We start from the raw sequence: 25,363 nt of genomic DNA, 5'->3' as shown, positions 1-25,363 counted from the left end.
ATCCGCCCGAACCCTCCAAACGGCGGCGGGGGTCGCTTCGGTTCATCGTTGGTTGGAATGTTCTGCCTCTTCCGATCACCACCCGAGGCTTGAGAAATAGCCTCGATAGAAGGCCAGACCGAGTGCGAGGACTCCCACTGCGGTCGCTGCATAGAAGGCCTTGCATGGAATGCTCCCGCTCGTTCGGCGCGCTCTTGCGGCACGCAGTGACGCAAACACGAGAAAGGCGGCGAGAGGATACTGAACCAACCCCCAAGACCCAAGTAGCTTGCCGAGTCGGTCCGATGGAGAAGGCGACCACCCGGCAGCGATCACTCTCTCTTCAATGGCCTGATAGTCGCTTGGGTTGAGCTCTGCGTCATCGTCCTTACCGTGCTCTTTACGCCAATTCGCTTCCACCTGCTCATAGGTGTTGAAGAATCCACGTCCAGTCCTCCACTTCGAGTGCGGTTCCTGCTCAGCCTTTCGTTGAATCGCGCCACCGGTGCGGTAGTTCAGGTATTCGATCCTCACCGCCGTCACGATGCAAAGCATCGAGCCTACTGCGAGCGACCAGGCAAGGAGGCTGGTGGACAAATGCAGTTTCATCTTTTTCGCTCAATCTTGGAAAACTGGCGGTGCCGTCCCTTACGACGCCACTACGGATTTCGTTGTCGCAGTCTAATCACCCAAACGGGAATTCAACAAGGAGGCCGTGAGATGTCGCCAATTTTGACTTCGTGGATCTGCCGGCTCATCGATAGAGGTCGCGCAGCTTGTCGAACCACTGATCAATCGCCTCGATCTGCCTCTCCACCTCATCAAGTTTCTCGAGAACACGTTGCGTGTCGTCCTGGCTCAACGCTGTCCGAGCGGACTCAATGTTCCGAATAGCGGGACCAATGGTGTCGCTGTCTGGTCCAACGGCGACCGCCGCGATGATCCCTTGCCGCTCCCACCACGAGCCAAGGAAGAAGGCTCCAACCATGAACACGATGATCAGAAGCGACACACCAAGGCTCTTCATTCTCTGCCGAGGTCTGAAGTGTGGCATCGGCTACGGGGAGCGCCGGTTCGCAACCGGGTTGAATTGAATAGGGTCATTTCGACTCGGGACGAGAAGCCGGGCGTCCACCACTGTCCTCTTCGTCCTTTTGGGGTTCGCCTTTGTCTTTGACTGGAAATCCTTCCTCAACTGCCTTCAAGAACTCTTCTTGGGATTCGCGCTGCCGAGCTTCCGTGGACTCACGAAAGTGCCTTTCGAGCACTTCCTTCTCCCGCGCAGCCGTCTCCGGATCTTTGTATTCAAGTGCCGCAACCGCTAAAAGTGCCGAGAGACCTCCAAGAAGAAGGGCAGAAAATATCGCAGTGATCTGCTGGACGGATCTGGATGGAGCTAGCTTCTCGTCATCATCCCCATAGCGCCGGCCTGTCCAGCCTTCGAAAATCTTCTTCCGCCACTTCTGCGGATTCGATGCGGCACAGATGGAAACCAAGCATCCAGCCGCAAAGATCAAACTACTGATGACTAGGACAAATTGCATCACGCTTTTTTGGGAACAACGTCAAAGATCACGCGCCGCAACTAGCGGGAGCGGGTGTTGAGACGGGAGTTGAGACGGGAGTTGAGGTTCACATACGGGTGACGTTGCCGACAACGAGGCTCGTGGCGGTTACTGTGGCTCGTCTTGTTCGCCTTCTTGCTTCGTCTGCGGTAAAGGCCCAGTATCGCTCCCCCGATTGGAAGCAAGATCGACGCGGAGGGCTCAGGAACTAGCTCTCCCGTTATCCTGACTGTCCCGACGACACCATCCTCTGCAAAAGACCTGTCGTCGTTGAACAGGGTGAGATTCCAAACTCCGGCTTCCCATGATCCCGTGGGCCATTCTCGAGCCCCATATGTGCCACCTGGCTGATAGCGGGAAAAATCCCAATCGACGACGCTCAACGCGGCCTCAGTGGGATTGCGCAGCGTGTAGAGCTCAACGCCACTCAATAACCCATTCCCAGCACCGATGCGGGTTCGTGAGCCATCGCGATCTAGTAGGGAAAACTCCTCTCCGGTCGGACTACGCAGGGTCAGCACCAGTTCTCCAGCATAGGAATGTGTCAACTCTAGTTCAACGGTCGACATTGCGGTGAGTGAGCCGAGGGGAATATCTGTCGAGAATGCTACCTGATCGACACGCCCCAATCCGGTGATGTTGTAATCTTTGGAAAAGAGAATAGCAGCCCCAGCAGTCGGCACACAAATCAGCGCGAGAGTGAAGAGAAGGAGGCGCATCGGATTGGTTTTTGTGGCACGACAGTATTTATTCTGTAGGTGATCCGGGGAGGATATTCAGATTGAATTTGTCCCAAGTTTGAGGGGGGATCCGTTGATCTGGCAAGGGATTTCAAGCTGCTGAGTCGGTAGATCAGGCAGTTGGAGCGGCGTCACGGAGCGGGGGTGGTGGGGTAGTGATCTACCGGCCCTCGCGGATGGTCTGAGCGGCTTCTTCCGGATACTCAGAAGAGGATTCTGCTGAATGGGAGGCAGAGCATGGAGGCTCCGTGTGCTCTGGGGAGGCGTGACGGCGTCACACGGTCGGGGCTTGGCCCCTCAATCGGCTGAGAGGTTGGTGGGGGTTGAAGAATTGGAGAACCGCGAAAGGGGCGCTGAGGGTGAGTGGAAAGTAGAAAGTATAGAGTGGAAAGTGGGGGGGCTTCGCGTGCTCTGCGGTTTTTGAGTGGAGAGTAAAAAGTAGAAAGTGGAAAGGGGGTGGGTGAGCTGCAGCGGCTTGGAAAGCCGCGCTCCTTATCTGCTGGCATCGCTTGGCCCCTGACCCCCCAGTCCCTGACCCCTTGGCCGGAATGGGGTGTTAGGTGGCTGGGGAATATTTGGGTTTGAATCGGAGGGCGACGAGATGGCTGGCTGCGATGGAGGTGCTGACGCATCCGAGCCAGGCGAGCCAGAGTTTGCTGAGGGTCCAACCGGATTTGAGCGTGTCGGGCTGGGACATGTCGTGGTGGGCTTCGATGGTGTCGCTGCTCTGCCATTCGCCGTGGATCCAGTCCCCCGGGAGGAAGTAGTCCATCCCCAGGCTGTCGGTGCAGTGGTAGATGTTTTCGGGGAACCATGCTTCCCAAGCGACCGCGAGGAGGAGGTTGAGGGTGGCGAAGCTGGCCAGGAATGCTAGGAGTCGCATCAGGTGTCGGATCTTGGTTTGGCCAGTCCGGGGACTTCGTCGCGGGCGATCTTGATGAACACTTCGTCGAGGTCCTTGCCTTGGAATTGCTCGGTGATCTGGTCGGCGGTGCCTTCGGCGAGAATGGAGCCTTCGTGAAGGAAGAGGACGCGATCGCAGACCTCTTCGATGTCGCGCATGTTGTGCGAGGTGTAGAGGATGGCGGGATGGCGCTCGCGCTGGATACGCCGCACGAGCTTGCGGACCTTGTCGGCGATGTCGGGATCGAGCGAGGCGGTGGGTTCGTCGAGGAGAAGCAACTCGGGGTCGTTGAGGAGGGCTTTGGCGAGGTTGACGCGGGTCGATTCTCCAGCGGAGAGCTGGCCGGTGATCTTGTCGGCGAGGCGGGAGATCTCGAGGAGGTCGAGGAGGTCGGCGACTTTCTGTTTGGGATGCTTCACCTGATAGAGTCGCGCGAAGATTTCGAGGTTGTGGTGGACCTTGAGGTTGCCGGGCAGGGTGGCGTAGGTGGTGCAGAAGTTGGTTCGCTCGAGGATGGCGATCCTGTGTTTGGCGAGGTCCATGCCGAAGGCGTGGATGCTGCCGTCGGTCGGGGTGATGAGCCCGAGGATCATGTTCATCAAGGTGGTCTTGCCGGCGCCATTGACGCCGAGGAGTCCGACGGTTTCGCCGGCGTTGGCTTCAAGGGTCACGCCATCGACGGCGGTGAAGTCGCCGAATTTCTTGACGATCTTCTGAATGGAGAGGAGGGCATCGCTCACGATGGAAGAGCATCGGTGCATTCGCATGGAGGTCGAGCAGGAAGCCGGATGATGACTGTGGAAAGTCTGGTCGTGGGGTGGATGGATGGAAAACATGAGGGGAAACCATCGTATGATTCCCACCATGAAACTCCGCGCATTCCGTCACCTTCCTGCCGTCCTTCTGGGCTTCGTTCTACTTCCTGCTTCCAGTGCCTTGAGTGCGGAGAAGTTGAAGGCGCTGATCGTGGATGGTCAGAACAACCACCAGGTGTGGCCGAAGTCGACCATCATGATGCGGCAGTATCTTGAGGAGACGGGGTTGTTCGAGGTGGATGTGGAGCGCACGCGCTTCATCTGGAAGCATGAGCGCGAGCAGGACTATCTGCCGATGGCGGGTGTCGGGAAGAAGGAGGGGGTGAAGAATCCCAAGCCTGATCCGGGATTTGCGCCGGACTTTTCCAAATACGATGTGGTGGTGAGCAACTTCGGCTGGAAGGCGGCGGCGTGGCCGGAGAAGACGAAGCGGGCGTTTGAGATGTACATGGCGGACGGTGGTGGACTGGTCGTGGTCCATGCGGCGGACAACAGCTGGCCGGAGTGGCCGGAGTTCAACCGGATGATCGGCCTGGGTGGCTGGGGCGGTCGCGATGAGAAGAGTGGCCCCTACGTTTACTACAATGCGGATGGGGAGATCGTCCGGGATACGAGCAAGGGTGGGTGTGGCAAGCACGGTCCGCGCAACGAGTTCCTGATCACGATGCGCGATTCGAATCACCCGATCACCAAGGGCTTGCCGGACTTCTGGACGCACTCGGAGGATGAGTGCTATTCCCAGCTTCGAGGTCCGGCGGAGAACATGACGATCCTGGCGACGGCGGCGGATACGCCTGCACTGCAGAAGGCGGGCAGGAACGAGCCCATGCTGATGGTCATCGACTACCACAAGGGCCGGGTGTTTCACACCACCCTGGGCCATGACACTCCGGCATTCGAGGGTGTTGGCTTCATCACGACCTTCCTCCGAGGTGCGGAGTGGGCGGCGACCGGCAAGGTGACCCAGCCGATCCCTGATGACTTCCCGAGCAAGGGGAAGTCGGCTTCGCGTCCATTCAAGTTGAAGGACGCCGATTGAGTCGGGGCCTCAGGCGGACAGGCGGTAAGTCCGGGTGGCGTTGCCACCGAGGATGGCCTTCCTTTCGTCAGGGCTCAGGGCGGCGACGAGGTCGCGGACGGTATCCGCCCACTCGCTGTAGGATCCGAGCCGGAGGAGGCACACCGGCCAGTCGGTGCCGAACATGACGCGGTCGGTGCCAAAAATCTCGAGGGTTTCCTCGAAGTAGGCACGGACGGTGGCGGGGTCGATCGGGTCCTCGGGAAACTCCGTGACGAGTCCGGAGAATTTCACTCCCAGCAGGTGGTCGCGCCGGGCGAGCTCCCGCATGCCGCGGCGCCAGTCTTCCTCGACCCGGCCGTTGCGTGCTTCGGGCTTGGCGAGGTGGTCGAGGATGATGCCGAGTTCCGGTACCTGATCGACGAGTTCGAGGGCGACGGGGAGTTGTCGCTGATAGATCAACAGGTCGTAGCGCAGGTCATGGGAGGGAAGCATCGACAAGCCGCGGTGGAAGGTGCCGAGCCGGAAATACTCGTCGGGCTCATCCTGAAGGACATGGCGGACGCCCTTGAATTTCTCCAGCGAAGCGAGCCGGGTGAGTTCCGTGCCGACTGATTCATCGGTCAGTGGCACCCAGCCGACGACGCCGCGGATCACGTCGGATTGGTCGGCGAGGGCGAGAAGGAAGTCGGACTCCTCCAGTTCCTGTCTTGCCTGAACGACGATGGAGCCGTCGACTCCGGCCTGCTCCGTTTCGGTTTCCAGTTCGGGTAGGAGTTGGTCGGTGGCCAGCGGCGACTTCGCGGGGATCCACGGGTATTCCTCTTTCGAGTATGACCAGAGGTGGTGGTGGGCGTCGATCATGGGTGGGGAGCGCGGGTTGGTAACCCGCTTGGGTGAAGATGATTTCTCAAGGGTATGCCGATGGGTTGGTCCGCCGGAGATGCGGGTTGCAAACCCGCGCTCCCTACGAGAATAGCGGTTTCATGTGGCGCTCGAGCAGGTTCTCGGTGACGCACTTGGCGACGGCGGTGCGGTTGGCCTTGAGGGCGTCGAGGTAGGTGTCTCCGAGTTGGGCGGCGACCTTGAATCCGACGTGCAGGAGTTGCCGGACGTTCGGGTTGTAGCCGGGGTTTTCCGGGTCGTGGCGCACGGCGCTGGTGAACTGCCCGCTGGTCCATTCCCCGACTTCCTCGCTGGTGGGGAGTTTGTCGAAGTCGATGTCGATCACCGTGGCGTAGGGTTCGCAGAGGGCCTCCTTCTTTTCGAGGGCCTTGGCATAGATCTCCTTGGCGAGCGCGAGGCCTTGGCCGCCGGATTCGGCGAGGCCGATGACTTCCTCCAGCCAATTGGTGCCCGCGGTCTTGATGTGCAGGCCGGCTCCGGTGCGGGCGAGGGCACGCTTGATCGGTGGGTAGATGGAGAATTTGTCCGAGCCGGAGTGGACGGAGAGCTTCAAACTACGAGGAAAACCGTAGATCTTGACCGCATGGGCGATGACGGCGAGGTCATCGTTGAATTCCTTCTCGAATTGGTCGATCTCGCCAACGTAGTCGACGCCCTTGTTGAAGCGGCCGGTGAACTTGGGGGCGATGGTCTGGATGGGGATCTCCTGGTCGGCGAGGGCGGCGAGGATGATGAGCATTTCCGGCGGCGTCTGTGGGTTGTCGGTCTCGTCCATGGAAACCTCGGTGACGAAGTCGGGGCCCTTCACGGAAACGATGTGCTGATGGATCGCCTTGGCTTTCTGGGTTGCCTTGAGGAACTGGTTGGCGGTTCTTTCGACATCCCCGCGGGTGATCTCGAACGGCTCGTCGATGCCCTCGATGGTGATCGTGCCGATCAGTTCGGGGTGGCGGGCGATGAAGGCATCGATCTCGGCAGGGTCGGCGGCTTCGCCGATGTCATCGGCCACATCGAGGGTGAAGAAGTCGCAGGGGGCGATGAAGCGGTCGACGGTGTCGAGGTTGATGTGGTCGGCATCGAGCAGGTAGTCACCGGTCCATCCGAGATCCGCCACGGCCGTGTCGGCCGCATCGCGCGTCGTCTGCGGTTCGGAACCGATGATGAGGTGTTCGCGGTTCGACTTGTTCCAGACGGGTGTGATGTCGATGCCAAGCTCCTTGGCGGCGATGAAGGCCTGGAGCTGGGCGTGAGCGCCGTGGGCAAAACGATCGCCAACGCCGAAGGTGAATTTAGGACAGAGTTTCATGGATGGTGAGGAGTGAAAATTGAATGGTGAAGTCGAATGAGATGGACGGCTTTGGGACGGAGCGCCGGCTGCAGCCGGCATCGTTGGAGGTTCGTGCCGGCTGAAGCCGGCGCTCCCTTCTGTCTAGCAGATTTCAATGATGGCTTTGATCGCTCCGATGTTCGGATCGGTGAACTGGGCGAACTTTCCGGGGACTTCGTCGAAGGTGATCCTGTGGGTGATCCATGGATCGGTATTGATCCGGCCTTCGCGGATGAAGCGGATGATGTCGGCGAAATCGGAGGGCAGGGCATTGCGCGAAGCGAGCAGGGTGAGCTCGCGCCGGTGGAAAACCGGGGCGTGGGGGAAGCTGAGCTCGGAGGTGGTGATGCCGACGTAGACGACGCGCCCGGTGAAGGCGGCGTAGGTGAAGCAGGACGACATGGAGCCGGGGTTCCCGGTGGCGTCGATGATGACGTCGGCCAGTTGGCCTCCTGTCAGGTCTTCCAGTCGGGTGAGGTGGGAGCCGTCGGCCTGGAACTGGAGGGTTTGGGTGAGTCCGAGTTCTTTCGTGCAGAAGTCGAGGCGGCTCTGGACCATGTCCATGACGATGACGTTCACGCCGTCCATCAACTTGAGGAATTCCAAGCAGGCCAGGCCGATGGGACCGGCGCCGATGACGAGCACGGTTTCGCCGGGCTTGGGGTTGCCGCGTTGGACGGCGTGGTAGCCGATGGCGAGGGTTTCGACCAAGGCGAGCTGGTCGTAGCTGAGGTCGTTGCCGGGGTGGAGCTTGCGGGCCGGGACGGTGAAGGTCCCCCGTCTGAGGCCGCCGTTCTTGTGCACTCCGACGACCTCGACAGCGGGGCAGCAATTGCCGGCTCCCTTTTGTGAGGTCGGTGAGCCGGGGTTGTTGATGTAGGGTTCCAGCGAGCATTTGTCGCCGGGTTGGATGTGGGTGACGTCGTCGCCAACCGCCACCACCTCGAGGCCGAGTTCATGGCCGGGTGTGCGCGGGTAGTCGAAGAATGGAAACTTCCCCAGGTAGCAGGCCAGGTCGGTGCCGCAGATGCCCATGCGGTGGGTGCGGACGACGGCCTCACCGGGTCCGGGTGGTGGCGCATCGGGCAGGTCGAGGGGGCGGATGGTTTCCGGGGCGGAGAATTCGAGAGCGTTCATGGGGTGGAGGAAGGGGGCCAGGGTTTGGTGACGCCGTAGGATTTCCGCTGGGCGGGATCGGCGAGGATGCCGGGAGAGAGGATGGTGATGAACTCCAGCTGGCACATGTCGGGGAACTCGAACTGGATTTCGATTTCCCCGGAATGGAACTCGTGGAAATCGATGACCTCAAGCGGGTCGGACACATCCTTCCAGTAGGGTTCTCCGAACTCGGTCGCGACTTCGAGTTCGGTGCTCTCATGCCGGATGTCGAGAGGCTGGCCGTCACGGGCGAGGCGTCCGGAGAATTTTCGCAGAGCGAGGAAGATGCTGTCCACCACGCCATCCTTCGTCGTGAGCTCCAATCCGGATCGCGGATTGTGGTAGCGGGTGGCGCCGGGTTCATCCGGTGAGGGAAGGAAGTGAGGGTGGTATGGTGAGTCGGTGGGAACCGGCTGCCCGATGCGCAGGTCGTCGAGGCTGAATCGTGCGAGATCCACCACCGGGGATGTGAGTGGAGGCTTCGTGGGTTTCTTGAACAGACCGAACATGGGAGCGTCAGTTGTTCTCGGGAAGCCCTTCCTGGTGGCCTTGATTCAAGACGGGTTCAAAGATCAGGCGGACGGCCCGCAGGAGGTCTTCCGGGATCGGCTGATCGATCCATTCGGCCCACTTGCGGACATTGTCGGGATTTGCGGATCCGGCGATGCAGGTGGCGAGGTCTTGGTGGGCGCAGGAGAACTGGAGGGCGAGCTGGGCGATGTCGACGCCGTGCTCGTCGCAGAGCTTCGTGGCGGCGACGGCGGCTTGTTTCACATCATCCGGTTCCTTCACCCACTCCGGTGGTCCGGTGCGGGTGAGCAGGCGTGCCGAGAAGGGTCCGGCATTCATCACGCCGAGGCCCTTGTCCTTCAACCGGGGCAGCAACTGGTCGACCAGAGTGGTGTTCTGCAGTGTGTAGCGGTTGTAGGAGAGGATGCAGTCGATCTCGTCGGCGACGTGGTCGAGGACGGTATGGAAGGTCTTCATCGGGTAGCAGGAGAAGCCGACGGCGCGGACCTTTCCTTGCTCCTTGAGCTTGAGCACGGCGGGCAGGGTTTCCTCCCAGATCTGCGGGAGCGGGACGAACTCGACATCGTGCAGGAGCAGGATTTCCACATGGTCGGTGCCCAGCCTCTGGAGCGAGGTGTGGACGGACTCCTCGACACGGCGGGCGGAGAAATCGAAGTGGCGGTCGGTGTAGCGGCCGAGCTTGGTGCAGAGCTGATAGGTATCGCGGGGGACATCGCGCAGGGCGACGCCGAGCAGAACCTCCGACATGCCGCGACCGTAGAATGGCGAGGTGTCGATGAGGTTGATCCCGAGATCGAGGGCGGTGTGGACCGCCTCCAGGGCTTCATCGAGCCGGACCTGCCGGAATTCCTGGCCCAGCGATGAGGCGCCGAAGCCAAGCACGGGGAGCTGGATTCCGGATTTTCCCAAGGGGCGCGTGTTCATGAGAGGAGGGTGTGGATGGTTTGAATCGTCTGGGCCGCGGCCTGGTCGGCATCGGGCAGGGGGAAGATCTCGGCGGACAGGTAGCCGTTGTAGCCGATCGCCTTGAGGGCCTCGATCACGGGAAGCGGCTGGCTGTGACCGAATCCCATGGCGTGGCGATTCGAGTCGGCGAAATGCACGTGGCCGATGAGGTCGCCACCGTTTTGGATGGCGCGGGCCATGTCGGTTTCCTCGATGTTCATGTGGAACATGTCGGCGAGGATGACGATGTTCTGGAGTCCGAGCTCCGTGATCCACTCCGCAGCTTGCCCAACCTGGTTCAGCAGGTTCGTTTCGTAGCGGTTGAGGGGTTCGTAGATGAAGGGCACGCCGTGCTTGGAGGCGGTGTCACCGATCGTGGCCAAGGCCTCGGCGAGCCAATCGAGCGCCTGCTCGCGGCGGATTGTGCCACCCCATTTTCCCTGCATCGATCCGAGGATGGCTGGAGCCTTGAGACTCCCGCCCAGTTCAACCATCTCCTGAATGAACTGGAGGGCGGCTTGGCGAATGCCTGCATCCGGATCAGTGAGCGAGAGCCCGTGTCTGACAAGTCCGGCACCGGTGCCAACGGCGGCGATGCCGAGCCCGTGTTCCTCTTGGAGGGTCTTGATTTCGGAAGCCGACACGGCGGTGGGTCCCGGGAGGAACAGCTCGACGGAGTCGTAGCCATGGTGGGCCGCCCGGGCGAAGCCGTCGGGCAGTTCCTGATGAAAAACGAAGGGGCCGGAAGCGGCTTCCTCGACCCGGCTCAGGGTGATGGCGGTTTTCATCAGGCGGACTCGAGGATGATGTTGCCGTAGGGAGTCGGGTCGCCGGTGCGGATGAGTCCGATCGCCTGGGGGACCTGCTTCTTGAAATCGATGTGGGGCAGCCGAGCGACGGCAATGTCGGGGATTTCCGCGAAGCTGCTGTCGAAGCGTGCGATGGTTTCCGCCGAGTTGTTGGTGGTGAACTCCTCGGCCTGCCAGATTTGGCCGATCTTGAAGTTCTGTTTCAGCAGATCGAGGACATCGAGGACGGTGGGGATGCCATGCGTTAGACTGATGTCCACGGTTTCAATCTGGGGCCAGAAGGGGAAGGCCCAGTCGGAGATCACCAGGGTGTTGGTGTGGCGGATGCGTGCGACCAGATCGAGGACGTGGGGATTCAGGATGCCGGATTGGATCATGGGCATGATCGTGCCACCGGGTAGCTCGGCAACGCAAGGGGAGTCTGTGAGGGGGGCGTCGTTGGAGTGCTCCCGGGGTCGCTTCCACCAAGCGATCGGTTGACAGGGCCGGGGATGCGTTCGACGTAGGGTGGTAATGAGCAATCTAGACAAGACTCCCGTTGTAGAAGCCCTCCGCCAGGTCGTTGCCGACTGCTATGCCATCATCGGCCTGACCCATGTCTGCCACTGGAACGTGCGTGGTCCGTCCTTCTTCACCCTGCACAATGCCTTCGAGGCTCAGTACACCGAGTTGTTTGTGGCGACGGATGAGATCGCGGAGCGCATTCGGGCCCTGGGGAGCCTCGCGCCGGGAGGTCTGGAGACTCTGGCGAAGATGTCCGGCATCGCCGAGATTGCCGAGGATGCACCCGCGGAGGAGATGGTGGCCCACCTGATCCGCGCCAATGAGAAGCTGGTCGGTGACCTGGGCAAGGCGCGGGCCGCCGCGGCGGAGGCATCCGACCACGAGTCCGAGGATCTGATGATTGCTCGCACGCAGGTGCACGAGAAGACTCTGTGGATGCTCCGCTCCTTCCTCGGGAACTGAGCAGGCGGAATCTCCCGCCGAGTGGACCGTTGGTCGGCGTGTCGTTGCGCGCCGACGGTCCGAAATCGCCAGCCGGACGTCCCTTCCACAAAGGGGATCTCCGGCTGATTTCTTTGCTGCACCGGGGGTGGCAGCGGCATGTTCCTCGAAAATGGCCCATTTTCCGGAGTCCGGGGTTGCCAAATCCGTCGAGGTGGATAGCAATTCGCGGCTCTGCGAGCTGATCGCTTCGAAATCAACCACTACCGACGCCATGACGGACCTCACTAAATACCGCAACATCGGCATCTTCGCCCACGTCGATGCCGGCAAGACCACGACAACTGAGCGTATTCTCAAGCTCACGGGTAAAATTCACAAGCAAGGTGAGGTTCACGACGGTGAGGCTACCACCGACTTCATGGAGCAGGAGCAGGAGCGCGGCATCACGATTCAGTCGGCTGCCACCACCTGTTTCTGGCCCGGCAAGGACCAGCAGTGGAAGAGCGAACCCTACCGCTTCAACATCATTGATACACCCGGCCACGTTGACTTCACCGTGGAAGTGTATCGTTCGCTGAAGGTGCTCGACGGTGGCGTCGGCGTGTTCTGCGGATCCGGCGGGGTGGAACCTCAGTCGGAAACCAACTGGCGCTACGCCAACGAATCCGAGGTGTCCCGGATCATTTACGTCAACAAGCTCGACCGGATCGGCGCTGACTTCTACCGCGTGGTGGATCAGGTCAGGAACGTGCTCGGTGCCAAGCCGCTTGTCATGGTTCTTCCGATCGGCACGGAAAGTGACTTCGTGGGGGTCGTCGACCTCCTCGAGCGCAAGGCCTTCATCTGGGATGACTCCGGCCAGCCTGAGAACTACGAGATCAAGGATGTCCCTGAGGACATGAAGGACAAGGTCGAGCAGTACCGCGCCGAGCTCATCGAAACTGCCGTGGAGCAGGACGACGAAGTGATGGAAGCCTACCTTGAAGGCAACGAGCCTGACATCGCCACCATCAAGAAGTGCATCCGCAAGGGCACGATCGCCCTCGACTTCTTCCCGACCTACTGTGGTTCGGCATTCAAGAACAAGGGTGTGCAGAACCTTCTCGACGCGGTGGTGGATTACCTGCCGAGCCCGACTGAAGTTCCCGCCCAACCAGAAGTGGACGCCGAAGGTAACGAGACCGGCGAGTTCGCGGTCGTCGACCCGAAGGGTCCATTCCGCGGTCTTGCCTTCAAGATCATGGACGACCGTTTCGGTGCCCTGACCTTCACCCGGATCTACTCGGGAACGGTCAACAAGGGTGACACCGTGCTGAACAGCTTCACCGGCAAGACCGAGCGTATCGGACGTATGGTGGAGATGCACGCGAATGACCGGACCGAGATTGATTCCGCCCAAGCGGGCGACATCATCGCCATCGTGGGTCTGAAGAATGTTCAGACCGGTCACACGCTGTGCGACGAGAAGAATCCGGCCACGCTTGAGCCGATGGTCTTCCCGGATCCCGTGATTTCGGTGGCGGTGTCCGCCAAGGACAAGGCCAACGCCGAGAAGATGGGTGTCGCCATTGGCAAGATGGTGGCGGAAGACCCGTCCTTCCGCGTCGAAACCGACGAGGAAACCGGCGAAACCATCCTCAAGGGCATGGGCGAGCTTCACCTGGACATCAAGGTGGACATCCTCAAGCGCACTCACAAGGTGGAGGTCGAAGTGGGAGCCCCGCAGGTGGCTTATCGTGAAACCATCACCAAGCCGATCAGCGACAGCTACACCCACAAGAAGCAGTCGGGTGGTTCCGGTCAGTTCGCGAAGATCGACTACACCATCGAACCTGGTGAGCCGGGTGAAGGATTCATCTTCGAATCCACCGTGGTCGGCGGCAACGTGCCGAAGGAATACATCCCAGCCGTCCAGAAGGGCTTCGAGCGTTCCATCGAGAAGGGGCCGCTTGCCGGCTATCCATGTTTGGACTTCAAGGTGATCCTTTCGGACGGTGGTTTCCACGCCGTGGACTCCTCGGCCGTGGCATTCGAAATCGCTGCCAAGGCTGCCTATCGCCAGTCGATGCCGAAGGCCGGACCTCAGATCCTCGAGCCGATGATGAAGCTCGATGTCTTCTGTCCGGAAGAGAAGGTCGGTGACGTGATCGGCGACCTCAACCGCCGCCGGGGCATGATTCAGGGCCAGGATCCGACACCGACCGGTGTCCGCATCAAGGCCGAAGCTCCGCTGAGCGAAATGTTCGGCTACATCGGTGACCTGCGCACCATGACCTCCGGTCGTGGCCAGTTCTCGATGGAGTTCAGCCACTACGCAGCCTGCCCACGCAACATCTCCGAGGAGGTGATCGCCGACGCGAAGAAGCGTGAGGAAGAGAAGCGTGCCGGCAAGTAAGCCGACCGCTCGTTGAAGAATCACAAAACCCGTCGTCCGAAAGGGCGACGGGTTTTTCTTTGGTCGTTGGGTCTGGTAGGAGAGCGCCCGACGTCGCCGCGACTACGGCTTCAGCTGAATCCGCAGCAGGCGGTCCTTGGAAGTGAGGAACAAGCACCTGCCATCATCTCCGAAGGCGACGTTGGCGGTGGCCCGGCCGCAGCGGACGCGTCCGATCAGCTTGCCCTCCGGGTTGATGATGAGCAGTCCGTCCGGGCCGGTCGTGAAGACGTTGCCCTGCGGGTCGACCTTGAGCCCGTCCGGCGAACCCGGACCATCGAGCCCTTTCATGTCGAAGAACACGCGGCCGGTGTCGAGCGTGTGGTCCGGCTTGACCGGAAAGGCGGTGATCACGGGCCGGGGGCCGTGCGAATTGTTGACGTAGAGAAGGGTCTCATCGGGGGAAAGGGCGATGCCGTTGGGGCGTTCCAACGATTGGTCGAGGAGCGTGACTTTTCCCTCGGGAGTGAGCCGGAATACCCCGCAGTAGGGGAGCTCCTGAAATGCCTTCTGGTCCTTCCTGGGGAGCCCGTACGGTGGATCCGTGAAGTAGATGTCGCCATTTTTGGCGAAGGTCAGATCGTTGGGGGAATTGAAGCGTTTGCCTTGGTAGGAATCGGCGAGCGTCCGCTTTCCTCCCTGGCAAGTGAGGATAGAGACCCGGCGGTCCCCATGTTCGCAGAAGACGAGGCGTCCTGCCGAGTCGAAGGCCAGACCGTTGGATCCGGGTTCCCGGCGGTTCTTGACGATGCCGGTGAAGCCCGAGGGTTTCATCCAGACTTCAGCCTGCTCCATGCCCTCCTTCCATTGGTAGATCGTATTCCGTGGGACGTCGGAGAAGAGCAGGCGCTGGCCTTGCTGATCCCAGACGGGGCCTTCTGCCCAGTCGTGCCCGGTGCACAGGGTTTCGACTTCGGCGTTTGGGGGAATGATCGCGTCGAGAGCGGGATCGAGGCGCTCGATGGTGTCCGCGAAGTTCGAGCCGATGAGGGCGAGTGAGAGAAATGGACGAAGCATGGTGAGGGTCTTGTGGAAATTGCCACGAGGGCAGCGTCGGGACCAGCCGGGAATCCGGGATTCAAGGCACGTCGGGGAATATGCTTGATCATCCGGGGGAGAATGGACTCGATCTGCGCACCATGAATTGTTCTTTGATCTGGAAATGCGGTGGACGTCTCGCGCTCGGTCTGGTGGCCGGGGGTCTTCTTGCCGCTTGTGGCACGGGCGGGATGGTTCCGTCATCTTCCGGAACAGAGGGCAGCAACGACCCGGCTGCCGCCGCGGCCAAGACTCAGCGTGAGTTCGAGGAATACTGGGCGAAGAAGCGGGCGGGTGGAGGTGAGGAGCCGGCTCCGGCATCCCAGCCAGCCCCAGAGGCCGCCGCGCAGCCCGAGGCTCCGGCCACTGCTCCGGCTGACTCCGGATCCCGTCAAACGGTCTCCGAATGGTGGGCCGAGCGGAGGGCCAAGAAGTCCGCCGGCGAGTCGCAGCAACCCGCCGCAGAACCTCAAGTCGCGGAATCGGCACCCCAACCTGCGGCCCAAGCTCCGCAGCAGCCGGTCGCCGAAAGCGGAAACCAGCGTCGTACCTTCAGCCAGTGGTGGGATGACCGGAAGAAGCAGAAGCAACAATCCCAGCAGGCCGGTGATGCCCAGGAGGCCCCGGCTCCGCAGGAAGCCGTCGCTCAAGCCCCCGCGGCCGAGCCGGAGAAGGAGAAGTATGTGTTGCCGATCGTCACCTGGTTCGATGAGCGGAAGAAAAAGAAACAGGGGGGTGGCTCCGATCTGTCGGGCATCGATCTGAGTGGCGACTTCCCGACGGCCGAGAGGGTCAACGACTGGGATGGCTTCGTCCGCAGTCCCTACAACAACCGCTTCGTCGATGTGAAGGGGGTGCCCAGTGGAACGCTGGTCGCCGACCCCCGCTTCGACCTCTCCGAGCGGAAGTTCTTCATCGTCCCCTGAGGACGCCGGAAACCGAGGCCGGCTTGCCCCATTGGGCTGGTCGAGGGTAGCGGTGCTTCAGGGGTGAAGACCGACCGGGTGTGAGCGGAAAGCACTGCCGTTCCGGATTCCGTGGGCAGAACGTCTGTTAGGCGATGATGTCCTTCACCACCTTGGCGGGCTCCACGCCGGTGAGGCGCTGGTCCAGTCCCTGGAATTTGTAGGTGAGGCGTTGGTGGTCGAGACCGAGCTGATGGAGCATGGTCGCGTGGAGGTCGCGGATGTGCACCGGGTTCTCCACGATGTTGTAGCTCATCTCATCGGTCTCGCCGTAGACCTGACCACTCTTGATGCCGCCTCCGGCCATCCATAGGGAGAAGCAGCGGGGGTGGTGGTCCCGGCCGTAGTTGGTCTCGCTGAGTCCTCCCTGGCAGTAGACCGTCCGGCCGAACTCACCGCCGAAGACGACCAGTGTGTCTTCGAGCATGCCGCGTTGCTTGAGATCCTGGATCAACCCGTAGGCTCCCTGGTCGACGTCCTTGCATTGGGAGCGTAGGTCGCGGGGAAGGTTGCCGTGCTGGTCCCAACCGCGGTGGAAGATCTGGACGAAGCGGGTGCCGCGCTCCAACAGGCGGCGGGCCATCATCGCGGAGTTCGCAAAGGTGCCCCGATTCTTACTATCTTCACCGTAGAGCGTGTGGATGTGCTCGGGTTCGTCCGAGAAGTCGGCGAGCTCGGGGACGCTCGCCTGCATGCGGAAGGCCATTTCGTACTGCTGGATGCGCGTCTGGATCGACGGGTCTCCCACGGCTTCGTAGGTCTTCTGGTTCATCGCGTTCAGACCGTCGAGCATCGAGCGGCGCAGATCGCGCGAGATGCCCGGGCTGTCCTTCAGATAGAGGACCGGATCGCCCTTGGAGCGGAAGGCCACGCCGGCGTGCTTGCCCGGGAGGTAGCCGGATCCCCAGAGCCTTGCCGAGATGGCCTGGACGTTCGCGTAGGGCGAGGTGTGGGTGGCATGGAGGACGACGAAGGTGGGGAGGTCCTCATTCATGCTGCCGAGGCCGTAGGAGAGCCACGAGCCGATGGATGCTTTGCCCGACTGCATGGAACCGGTGTAGATCAGCTGGTTCGCGGGTTCGTGGTTGATGGCCTCGGTGTGCATCGATTTGATGATGCACAGATCATCGACCATCTTGGCGGTCCACGGCAGGAGCTCGGAGACGTAGGCACCGGACTGTCCGTGCCGCTCGAACTTGAAGATCGAGGGAGCGAGAGGGAATGCGGCCTGTCCGGAGGTCATGCCGGTCAGGCGCTCGCCCTGGTCGGCGAGCCAGTCCTTGAGGTCCTCCTTGAAGCGCTTCTTGAGCTCGGGCTTGTAGTCGAAGGTGTCGAGCTGCGATGGGGCTCCGATGAGGGAGATGTAGATCGCCCGCTTGGCCTTGGGGGCGAAGTGCTGGAGTGATGCCAGGTCCGGAGTGGGGGTACTCGATCCGAATGCCTGTCGGCCAAGAAGCGAACCAAGTGCGGCCATGCCGAGTCCGGTCCCGTTCTTGCGGAAGAACTGGCGCCGGTTGATCGCGGAGTTGTAGTCGAAAAGGGAGTTCATCGGAATGGATGCTACTTGTTGAGGGTTTCGTCCAAGTTGAGGATCTGGCTGGCGACCAGCGTCCATGCTGCCAGTTCGGCAGGGTCGAGATTGGCATCGGGTTGGGTTTCCCCGGTGGAGATGAGTGCTTTGGCGGCTTCCGGATCGGTGCTGAAGCTCTGGTTGGCGGCGTCGAGGGTTTGCCGGACGAAGGGCCGTTCGGAGTCCTCCAGGGTTCTGGCGAGGAGACGCTGGGTGATGAAGTCGGCGCGGGCGTCGAACTCGGGATGGCTGCGGATGGCGCGCTCGGCGAGGTGTCGCGAGGCCTCGACGAACTGTGGATCGTTGAGGGTGACGAAGGCCTGAAGCGGGGTGTTCGTCATCTCCCGCTGGACGCAAGTGACCTCCCGGGTCGGGGCATTGAGAATCTCCATGGCGGGATGGGGTGCCGTCCGTTTCCAGAAGGTGTAGATGGACCTGCGGTAGAGGGCTTCGCCCGTGTCCGCCTTGTAATTGCGGGTGTTCGATTGGGGCATGGCCACGGCCGACCAGATGCCTTCCGGTTGGTAGGGCTTGACCGGAGGTCCCCCGACTTTCCCGGAGAGGAGCCCGGATCCTGCCAGCGCGAGGTCGCGGATCTGTTCGGCATCGAGTCGGTAGCGTGGGCCGCGCGAAACCAAGCGGTTGGCCGGGTCGATCTCGAGCTTGTCCGGGCTGGCGTGGGCGGACTGGCGGTAGGCTCGGGAGGTGACGAGGGTCTTGACCATGTGGCGGTAGTCCCACCCTGAATCCATGAACTCGCTGGCGAGCCAATCGAGCAGTCTTGGATGGCTCGGGCGGGCCCCCATGATGCCGAAGTCGCCGACAGTCTCGACGATGCCGGTGCCGAAGAGTTGATACCAGAGGCGGTTCATGGTGACCCGTGCGGTCAGCGGGTTGTCCTTGGCGACCAACCACCGTGCGAGGCCGAGTCGGTTGCGTGGAGCATCGGCAGGCATCGGCGGGAGGGATGCCGGCGTTTCCGGGGTGACCTTCTCGCCGACGTCCGAATAGACGCCGCGATTCAGGATATGGGCGTATGGTTCCTCGTTCTTCTCGCGCATGATGAGCGAGACGGAGCCTCGCTTCTTGATCTCCGCCTGTTCGGATTGGATGGCATTGATGCGGGTGCGGAGGACTCGTGACGGTTCGTCGATGGAATTCAGGTAGTAATCGTAGAGCGCCTTCTTCTGGGTGTCACTGCGTTGGGCTGCCGGAATGGCAAGGACCGTCTGGAGCATGGTGCCACTGGCGAGGCTCGCGATTTCACTCTCGGGAAGGAGACGGCGATAGAAGCGGAAATCCTGGAGAGCCACCTTTCCTCCTTGGAGCTTCGAGTCGTTGTTGTGACGGGAGCCGAGACGGAGTGGGACCTCGGTCTCGATGTTTCCCCCTACGGTATTCGGCGTAACTCCGGCGGGCACCCGCTTTCCATCGATGTAGATGGCCTGCGCCTGATGCCCGGACTTCGTGCCATCGAAGGTGATCATCACGTGATGCCACTTGGCTTCGGCGAGTGGTTTGTTGGCGGCGATCTTGCTGGCGGCGTGGGGCCATTGATCGATGACGTGGCCTGCAGGAGCTCCTTTCTGGAGGTAGAAGTCCCAGCCACGGAACTTGTTTCCGGGATCCATGCGGGCGATCACTGCCCCGGTGGGCTTTCCTTCGATGCGGATGAATCCGCCATACGTGATTTGGTCGGAGCGGGAGAACGAGGCATGGTCACCCAGTTCGATCGCCTTGTTGCTGACGAGTTTCGCTTGTCCGAACGGAGCTTCAACCTGATCCAGTTTGGCTGGCTTGCTCGTGGACTCTCCATCGACGATCAATTCGAGGTTTTCGGGGTCGCCATTCAGCGGGAGGTGGACGCTCAAGCTGGAATCGATCTCGTTCGTGACCTCGATCACGGCCGACTCGGACCAGCGCTCGAAATCGGAAGTCGCCGCCTTCCTCCGGTCCTTGAGTTCCTTCTGTGCGGTCGCCAGTTCGGTCTTGAGCTCTTCGTTCCGGGTGCGGTCCTGGCGCAGTGGGACGAAGATGTTGGGCGGGTGCTCGGCGTTGTTGCGATCGAGCGCGGACATCGGCGTGTTCCGGAAGAAGGCGTTGAAGGAGTAGGTGTCCTTCATCGAGATCGGGTCGAACTTGTGGTCGTGGCATGCGGCGCACCCCATGGTCAGGCCGAGCCAGACGGCGGAGGTGGTGTCGGTGCGGTCCTGCGCATAGATGGCGAGGTATTCGTCGGCGATGGCTCCGCCTTCTCCGGTGGTGGGCAGGCAGCGGTGGAAGCCGGTGGCGACCAGTTGGTCGAGGGTTGGTTCAGGCAGCATGTCGCCGGCGATCTGCTCGATCGTGAACTGGTCCCATGGCATGTTCTGTTTGAAGGCCTCGATGACCCAGTCGCGGTAGGGCCAGATGGCGCGGTAGTTGTCGATGTGGATGCCATGGGTGTCGGCATAGCGGGCGGCGTCGAGCCAATGGCGGGCGAAGTGCTCGGCACTGGCGGTGGTGGCGAGCAGGCGGTCCGCGGCAGCTTCGGTGGCTTGTTGCAGCCCCTGAGCGGCCGCGGCTTCAAAGGCGGTGACGTCTTCCGGCGAAGGCGGTAGCCCGGTGAGGTCGAAGTGGAGCCTGCGGTAGAGCCTTGCCGGGTCTTCGTCGTCGTTGGGCTGGAGCTGGTGCTCGGCCAGCTCGGCCTCGATGAATTGATCGATGGGTTGCTTGGACCACTCGCTGTCGGGCTCCGGCAGGGCGGGGCGCTCGACGGGGATGAAGGCCCAGTGGTCCTGGAACTCGGCCCCTTGATCGATCCATGCCTCGAGCAGCGCAATCTGCTCGGCATTGAGGGACTTGTGAGACTCCGGAGGGGGCATGACGGTATCCTCGTCCGTGGAGTGCAGCAGCTTGACGAGCAGGGACGCCTTGGCGTCTCCCTTGATGATCACGGGTTTCCCGTTCTCACGGGGTGCGAACGCGCCCTCGGCCAGATCGAGTCGAAGCGGCTCGTCTTCGGGCAGGCGGGTGCCTTCATCCGGACCGTGGCAATGGTAGCAGTACTCCGACAGGATCGGCTGGATGTGCTCGTTGAAGGTGACTTCCACGGGCGCACTGACGGGCACGGGTGCGGTGGGGGTCGCACTGTCCAGCGTTGCGATCGGCTCGGATTCGTTGCACTGGCTCAGCAGCACGGTCACGGCAGCCAGTCCGATGGAAGAGAGTCGTCTCATGAGGAATGGTATGAAATCGCAGATTGAAGGGTGGAAAAGGCAGAAAATTGACGGAAAAGGTGATTTATCAGCCTGGGAAGACTACCCGGACGCTCGTCTGGCTCTTTCATGGTTGCCAGCCTGAATTTGGGAACTTGGATGGCGTTTGAATGGCCTCCATCCCGAATGCCGGGGAATCGTTCCCTCCGTGCCCTCATTTGCCGGCTTACCGCGGCCCTCTGCTGGCGTCGTCGATGGTCCGCTTTCGCGAGGACCGTCGATCTGACTTCTATCTGGCAGCTCTGGCGTATGCGCAGTCGCTCTGGGTCGGGCGGAAACCGGCACAGGCGATTCTTCAACTCAATAAGGCATGGTCGGCGGATCTGATCGGCGATGAGGTGGCATTGACGCAGTTTCCAGCTCCGTATCGGGCGTTGGTGTGGATGCTTGGTCGGGATCTTGATGGAGCTTTTCTTGGAAACCCGGTCAGGCATTTCCAGCATCTGGCGACGCGGATGAGTGGGGCCAGGTCGGAGGTGAGATCGTGGCGTGCGTGGGCCTGTTTTCACCTTGGGGAAACGATCCTTGATCCCGACCTGTTCCCGCGGGATCTCCGGCAGATTGAGATGGAGGATCTGGTGATCCCGTCGGTGCCGAGGGTCATCGAGGCCCTCGCGTTGCGAGGCTGGCCGGACGAGGCGGCGCTGGTGGAGGACTTGTTGCGGTCGATGCGCAATTCCTGACGGCATTCCGTCAATTGATGCACATCCTTGCGTCTTGTTGCTGGAACTCCGGTCGATCATGTTCCCGGCATGGCTCTTGACACCCGCGCACAGTCCGCCCGGATCCTAGGATCATTTGATCGAAGCGAGAGACGAGGAATCAGGAAAACGATTGGGTGCGGCCTTTTGGCCGCACTTGTTGTTTGGGGACCGGGCCTGTTGGGTCTCGGTTGGTACGATGACCTTAGTGCTGCCGGTCAGGCATCGCTCGGGATCATGGTGTTCGCAGCAGCACTCTGGGTATCCGAGGCCATGCCGGCGTTCTCGGTCGCCCTGCTGGTGATCGGTTTGCAGATTGCCGTGCTCGGCCAACCGGGGGGAGTATTCGCGGCGGAAGGGGACACGAAGGCGTGGCTGATGTTCGTGGAACCCTGGTCGTCATCCATCATGTGGTTGTTCCTGGGGGGCTTCGTGCTGGCGCACGCGTGTTCGAAGACGCAGCTGGACCGATGGCTCGCCGGCAAGTTCCTGGGTAAGCTCGTCGGGCGACCTTCTCTGCTGGTTCTCGGGGTGATGGGGGTCACCTTTGTTTTCAGCATGTTCATGTCGAACACGGCGACGGCAGCCATGATGGTGGCGGTGACGGCTCCTGTGATCGCCGGGCTTCCCAAAGACAGCCGACTTGCGCGCGGTCTGATTGTTTCGGTGGCGGTGGCGGCCAACCTCGGTGGTATCGGTAAGATCATCGGTACGCCACCGAACGCCATTGCGGCCGGCCAGCTGCCGGAGGAGGCGAAGCTCAGCTTCGTCGGCTGGATGGGCGTGGCGCTTCCACCCGCACTGGCGCTCGGGGCGCTGGCCTACGGCCTGATCTGGAAGCTGTGGATTTCCGGTGAGTCGGCGGGGGATGCCAAACTGGATGCCGCGGTGGGAGGAGATGACCGCCAACTGCGCCACCGTTTCATCGTGATGGGCGTGTTTGCCATCACGGTGGCCCTGTGGATGGGCGGCAGCATGTTCAACCTTCCGGCATCCGTGGTTTCATTCGTGCCGATCGTGGTGCTGGCGGTGAGCGGCGTGATGGTGCCCAATGACATGCGCGAGCTGCCATGGGACGTGCTGTTGCTTCTCGCCGGTGGTCTTTCGCTCGGGGTGGGCGTCAAGGAGACGGGGCTGGCGGAATGGCTTGCCGGTCAGGTGCCCACGAACCTTCCTCCGATCGGGATTGCGGCGGTCTTTGCGCTCGTTGGATTGGTGCTTTCGAACCTGATGAGCAACACCGCGGCCGCCGCGCTGTTGATTCCGCTGGGGGCCAGTGTGGTGGGAGTCGAGGATGCGCGCCTGGTGATCATCTCGATCGCCGTCGGTTGCTCGTGTGCGATGTGCCTGCCGATCTCGACGCCTCCGAATGCGATCGCCTACAGCACCGGCCGGATTGCGACCAAGGACTTCATCCTTCCCGGGGTGATCATCGGTGCGCTTGCTCCGCTGATCGTGTTCTGGTTGAAGCTGATTTCCTGACTACGTAGCGCGCCGGGATTTCCGACCTGGGTCAACCATTCATGGGTTGGCCGGAAAGGGGTCGGCGGTGTGGCGAAGGTGGACCTCGGTGGGCGTGGGAGTTTCCCCGCCCGGGATGGGCCGGAGCAACACCATGGCGGTGCCGATGCACAGGACAAGCACGGCGAGGCCGGTGGCAAGCCAAGGTGAGAAATGGGTCCTGGGTTCCATCAATCGCACCACCCGCTGTTCGAGGCCGGACGCTTGGTTGAGCGATGGCGCGAGGGTCATGGCAGGAGACGGAACGGCGAGGTCGCAGAGGGCTTCCGCGTAGTGATCTGCGCGCGCTCCGTTCAGGACGACCATGGCATCGCAGGCGAACTCGGATTGGATCGCGTGGTGGCGGGCCAGCCACCAGACGAGCGGGTTGAACCAGTGGATGGCACAGGCGACCTCTGCGATCAGGCGCCAGAGGGGGTCGCGACGACGGTGGTGGGCCAGTTCGTGATCGATGACCATCCTGCGAACCCGGTGGGGCCAGTGGGTGCTTTCTTCGGGAAGGAGAATCAGCGGGCGGAAGATGCCGCAGGCGTGGGGTCCGGCCAAGCCGGCCCGGGTCCTCACCTCGATGCTCCGCTGTCCGAGGGAAAGCGTTTCGACGGGTCGGGAGCTTTTTCTCCAGCGCACCAGCTGAAGTCCGGCGAGTGTGAGGCGCAGGCCACAGATGCCTACGCCTGTGAGCCAGAGAATCATCCACAGGTCGGGCCCGCCGGCCGCTTCGGCTGGCATGGTCTCCGAGACGGGGGGGAGAATGTGGAATTTGGGGAGCAGTGAGAGGACTGGAGTGGCGAGGAGCAAGGCGAGAGCCGCCGCGGTCAGACGCGGTGCGAAGGCGGTGTCGCGACGGCCCACCAGCCATGCGACGGCGGCAGCGATGATGGAAAAGAGAATGGCTGAGGTGTGCATGGCTCAGGAGTTCTGCTTCTTGATCAACTTGCGAATACTGGCGATTTCCTCGTCGCTCAGGTTCTGGTCGCGCGGGTCGAGCAGCGAAGCGACCAGCTTCTCAGGTCGACCCTCGAAGAAGGTGCTCAGCAGCTGGTTCAGGGCTGACCGTTTCGCGGTCTTCTCGGAGACCGACGGTTTGTAAAGATACCTGCGGGACTCCTTGCGGTGGGTGACCAGTCCCTTCTCGTGCATGGTGGCCAGCAGGGCACGGACGGCAGAGTAACTCGGAGGGTCGGGCAGGCGCTCCTGCAATTCCTGCGCAGACGCTTCCCCCAGCTGATATAGGAGGTCCATCACCTGTCGCTCCCGGCGGGCCAAAGACTGATTCGGCGACTTGCTCACGCCGGGCACCATACGGGCTCCCGCTGGGGCTTCAAATTAAAATGCTGAAAAAATAGCATTTCGGATTGACCTCCGAATCGTCAAGTGCTGTTTTTCCAGCATCATGAAATTGAAAGAGATCAAGGAGGCGATGGAAGGCCGGTGGTGGGTGTTGCTGGTTGGAGTGCTTGGGTTGGCCGGTTGTGCGGTGCCTGTGAGTTACACCGAGCCTTTCGAGGCCCGGGGAGCGGGGAGCGCGGACAAGCCCACGGAGAGAGCGGCGGAGGAGCGTCCGGGTCTGGCGACGGGATTCGGGAAAGAGATCAAGGATGAGTGGCATCGCAAGTCCTTCGTCCGCTCCGCATCGCAACCCATCGGCACCGACGTGATCTACTACAATGATCGAGCAGGCATCGAGGCGATGACCGGCTATCGATCGAAAGTCGGAGCGCTCCAGACCGCCGCGGGGGGCACGGTGGAATGGGGGATCAAGGGAAGGGTCGGTTTCCTCCCGTCCTACAAGTCCTATTCACCTAGTAGAAAGGGGGATCAGCGCTACGTGGTTGGATCCGCGGGAGCTCCCTACTCGATCTACGTGAAGAACCGGTGCAAGAGCCAGGTGGAGGTGGTGCTCAGTGCGGATGGATTGGATGTAATCGATGGGAAACCGGCAGCCTTCAGGAAGCGCGGCTATGTGATCCCTTCAGGACAGACGCTGGAGGTCCGGGGGTGGAGAAGCGGTTGGGACCGGGTGGCCCGGTTCGAGTTCTCCAGCGTGGCGGGTTCCTACGCGAACCGCCGCCATGGGGATGCCCGGAATGTCGGCGTGATCGGTCTCGCTGTATTCGGCGAGAAGGGGGTCGATCCCTGGACGTGGATGCCTGACGAGATCGGACAACGCCAGACCGCCAACCCATTCGCAACGGCTCCCTGAACCTGCGGCAATTTCCCGGATTGCCTGTG

25 protein-coding genes are annotated in these 25,363 nt (G+C 61.6%); 7 read left to right on the top strand and 18 right to left on the bottom strand.

All coding sequences use genetic code 11. From position 1 onward, the window contains the following. Positions 1-75: 75 nt before the first annotated feature. From JIN81_RS05575 to JIN81_RS05550, 6 genes are all read right to left on the bottom strand, one after another. Positions 76-588: a hypothetical protein gene (locus tag JIN81_RS05575; protein WP_200277482.1), complete on the bottom strand. Its 513-nt coding sequence runs from the start codon at positions 586-588 to the stop codon at positions 76-78. 145 nt (positions 589-733) lie between these two features. Beyond that, positions 734-1,006 carry a hypothetical protein gene (locus JIN81_RS05570; protein WP_200277480.1) on the bottom strand — a complete coding sequence of 91 codons (273 nt, stop codon included), beginning with the start codon at positions 1,004-1,006 and terminating at the stop codon, positions 734-736. Positions 1,007-1,079: 73 nt separating this feature from the next. Next, a complete protein-coding gene (locus JIN81_RS05565; RefSeq protein ID WP_200277478.1) occupies positions 1,080-1,523 on the bottom strand; it encodes a hypothetical protein in 444 nt (147 codons plus the stop codon). Between the two features lie 41 nt (positions 1,524-1,564). Further along, positions 1,565-2,263 carry a proprotein convertase P-domain-containing protein gene (locus JIN81_RS05560; protein ID WP_200277476.1) on the bottom strand — a complete coding sequence of 233 codons (699 nt, stop codon included), beginning with the start codon at positions 2,261-2,263 and terminating at the stop codon, positions 1,565-1,567. Positions 2,264-2,840: 577 nt separating this feature from the next. Continuing rightward, positions 2,841-3,167: a hypothetical protein gene (locus tag JIN81_RS05555; protein WP_200277466.1), complete on the bottom strand. Its 327-nt coding sequence runs from the start codon at positions 3,165-3,167 to the stop codon at positions 2,841-2,843. Continuing rightward, the gene (locus JIN81_RS05550) at positions 3,167-3,928 is read right to left on the bottom strand and encodes an ABC transporter ATP-binding protein (protein ID WP_325100851.1); all 762 of its coding nucleotides are present in this window, start codon (positions 3,926-3,928) and stop codon (positions 3,167-3,169) included. Before JIN81_RS05550 ends, JIN81_RS05555 begins: the two co-directional genes overlap by 1 nt. A gap of 124 nt (positions 3,929-4,052) precedes the next feature. Between JIN81_RS05550 and JIN81_RS05545 the strand changes: the two genes are divergently transcribed. Then, positions 4,053-5,042: a ThuA domain-containing protein gene (locus JIN81_RS05545; RefSeq protein WP_200277463.1), complete on the top strand. Its 990-nt coding sequence runs from the start codon at positions 4,053-4,055 to the stop codon at positions 5,040-5,042. A 9-nt stretch (positions 5,043-5,051) separates the two neighbouring features. On the opposite strand, the gene JIN81_RS05540 is transcribed toward JIN81_RS05545, so the two are convergent. The 7 genes from JIN81_RS05540 to JIN81_RS05510 form a co-directional block, all read right to left on the bottom strand. Beyond that, on the bottom strand, positions 5,052-5,885 hold the full coding sequence (locus JIN81_RS05540; protein ID WP_200277461.1) for an amidohydrolase family protein: 834 nt from the start codon (positions 5,883-5,885) through the stop codon (positions 5,052-5,054). 103 nt (positions 5,886-5,988) lie between these two features. Further along, entirely contained in the window at positions 5,989-7,233 is a 1,245-nt protein-coding gene (locus JIN81_RS05535; RefSeq protein ID WP_200277459.1) for a tagaturonate epimerase family protein, read from the bottom strand. Positions 7,234-7,356: 123 nt separating this feature from the next. Then, the gene (locus JIN81_RS05530) at positions 7,357-8,391 is read right to left on the bottom strand and encodes a zinc-binding alcohol dehydrogenase family protein (RefSeq protein ID WP_200277457.1); all 1,035 of its coding nucleotides are present in this window, start codon (positions 8,389-8,391) and stop codon (positions 7,357-7,359) included. Next, positions 8,388-8,921: a hypothetical protein gene (locus JIN81_RS05525; protein WP_200277455.1), complete on the bottom strand. Its 534-nt coding sequence runs from the start codon at positions 8,919-8,921 to the stop codon at positions 8,388-8,390. The genes JIN81_RS05530 and JIN81_RS05525 overlap by 4 nt, the downstream gene beginning before the upstream one ends. 7 nt (positions 8,922-8,928) lie before the next feature. Further along, the gene (locus tag JIN81_RS05520) at positions 8,929-9,867 is read right to left on the bottom strand and encodes an aldo/keto reductase (protein WP_200277453.1); all 939 of its coding nucleotides are present in this window, start codon (positions 9,865-9,867) and stop codon (positions 8,929-8,931) included. After that, positions 9,864-10,676, bottom strand: a complete 813-nt coding sequence (locus JIN81_RS05515; protein ID WP_200277450.1) for a sugar phosphate isomerase/epimerase family protein — start codon at positions 10,674-10,676, stop codon at positions 9,864-9,866. The genes JIN81_RS05520 and JIN81_RS05515 overlap by 4 nt, the downstream gene beginning before the upstream one ends. Then, the gene (locus JIN81_RS05510) at positions 10,676-11,080 is read right to left on the bottom strand and encodes an RbsD/FucU domain-containing protein (RefSeq protein WP_200277449.1); all 405 of its coding nucleotides are present in this window, start codon (positions 11,078-11,080) and stop codon (positions 10,676-10,678) included. The genes JIN81_RS05515 and JIN81_RS05510 overlap by 1 nt, the downstream gene beginning before the upstream one ends. Before the next feature lie 130 nt (positions 11,081-11,210). Between JIN81_RS05510 and JIN81_RS05505 the strand changes: the two genes are divergently transcribed. Together JIN81_RS05505 and fusA are read left to right on the top strand one after the other, a co-directional pair. Beyond that, entirely contained in the window at positions 11,211-11,663 is a 453-nt protein-coding gene (locus JIN81_RS05505; RefSeq protein WP_200277447.1) for a Dps family protein, read from the top strand. Positions 11,664-11,916: 253 nt separating this feature from the next. Beyond that, entirely contained in the window at positions 11,917-14,040 is a 2,124-nt protein-coding gene (gene fusA, locus JIN81_RS05500) for an elongation factor G (protein WP_200277445.1), read from the top strand. A gap of 102 nt (positions 14,041-14,142) precedes the next feature. Here the strand turns inward: fusA and JIN81_RS05495 are convergent, their stop codons facing one another. Beyond that, positions 14,143-15,096 (bottom strand): SMP-30/gluconolactonase/LRE family protein, encoded by a 954-nt coding sequence (locus JIN81_RS05495; RefSeq protein ID WP_200277443.1) that lies wholly within the window; start codon positions 15,094-15,096, stop codon positions 14,143-14,145. A gap of 122 nt (positions 15,097-15,218) precedes the next feature. Between JIN81_RS05495 and JIN81_RS05490 the strand changes: the two genes are divergently transcribed. After that, positions 15,219-16,043, top strand: a complete 825-nt coding sequence (locus JIN81_RS05490; RefSeq protein WP_200277441.1) for a hypothetical protein — start codon at positions 15,219-15,221, stop codon at positions 16,041-16,043. A 127-nt stretch (positions 16,044-16,170) separates the two neighbouring features. On the opposite strand, the gene JIN81_RS05485 is transcribed toward JIN81_RS05490, so the two are convergent. Together JIN81_RS05485 and JIN81_RS05480 are read right to left on the bottom strand one after the other, a co-directional pair. Continuing rightward, on the bottom strand, positions 16,171-17,631 hold the full coding sequence (locus JIN81_RS05485) for a DUF1501 domain-containing protein (protein WP_200277439.1): 1,461 nt from the start codon (positions 17,629-17,631) through the stop codon (positions 16,171-16,173). 11 nt (positions 17,632-17,642) lie between these two features. Further along, positions 17,643-20,870: a DUF1553 domain-containing protein gene (locus tag JIN81_RS05480; protein ID WP_200277438.1), complete on the bottom strand. Its 3,228-nt coding sequence runs from the start codon at positions 20,868-20,870 to the stop codon at positions 17,643-17,645. 233 nt (positions 20,871-21,103) lie between these two features. On the opposite strand from JIN81_RS05480, the gene JIN81_RS05475 reads away from it, so the two are divergent. Both JIN81_RS05475 and JIN81_RS05470 read left to right on the top strand, forming a co-directional pair. Next, complete coding sequence (locus JIN81_RS05475; RefSeq protein ID WP_200277436.1) at positions 21,104-21,592, top strand: hypothetical protein; 489 nt, start codon at positions 21,104-21,106, stop codon at positions 21,590-21,592. A gap of 69 nt (positions 21,593-21,661) precedes the next feature. Continuing rightward, the gene (locus JIN81_RS05470; protein WP_267907959.1) at positions 21,662-23,092 is read left to right on the top strand and encodes an SLC13 family permease; all 1,431 of its coding nucleotides are present in this window, start codon (positions 21,662-21,664) and stop codon (positions 23,090-23,092) included. Positions 23,093-23,131: 39 nt separating this feature from the next. Here the strand turns inward: JIN81_RS05470 and JIN81_RS05465 are convergent, their stop codons facing one another. Continuing rightward, on the bottom strand, positions 23,132-24,037 hold the full coding sequence (locus JIN81_RS05465; RefSeq protein WP_200277432.1) for a M56 family metallopeptidase: 906 nt from the start codon (positions 24,035-24,037) through the stop codon (positions 23,132-23,134). Between the two features lie 3 nt (positions 24,038-24,040). Beyond that, complete coding sequence (locus JIN81_RS05460) at positions 24,041-24,433, bottom strand: BlaI/MecI/CopY family transcriptional regulator (protein ID WP_267907958.1); 393 nt, start codon at positions 24,431-24,433, stop codon at positions 24,041-24,043. A gap of 91 nt (positions 24,434-24,524) precedes the next feature. On the opposite strand from JIN81_RS05460, the gene JIN81_RS05455 reads away from it, so the two are divergent. Then, on the top strand, positions 24,525-25,334 hold the full coding sequence (locus tag JIN81_RS05455) for a hypothetical protein (RefSeq protein WP_200277428.1): 810 nt from the start codon (positions 24,525-24,527) through the stop codon (positions 25,332-25,334). Positions 25,335-25,363: the final 29 nt, after the last annotated feature.

It is taken from the genome of Haloferula rosea, assembly GCF_016595525.1.
In the GTDB taxonomy this organism is placed as follows: domain Bacteria; phylum Verrucomicrobiota; class Verrucomicrobiia; order Verrucomicrobiales; family Akkermansiaceae; genus Haloferula; species Haloferula rosea.
This window is presented reverse-complemented; position numbering and strand designations above follow the sequence as displayed.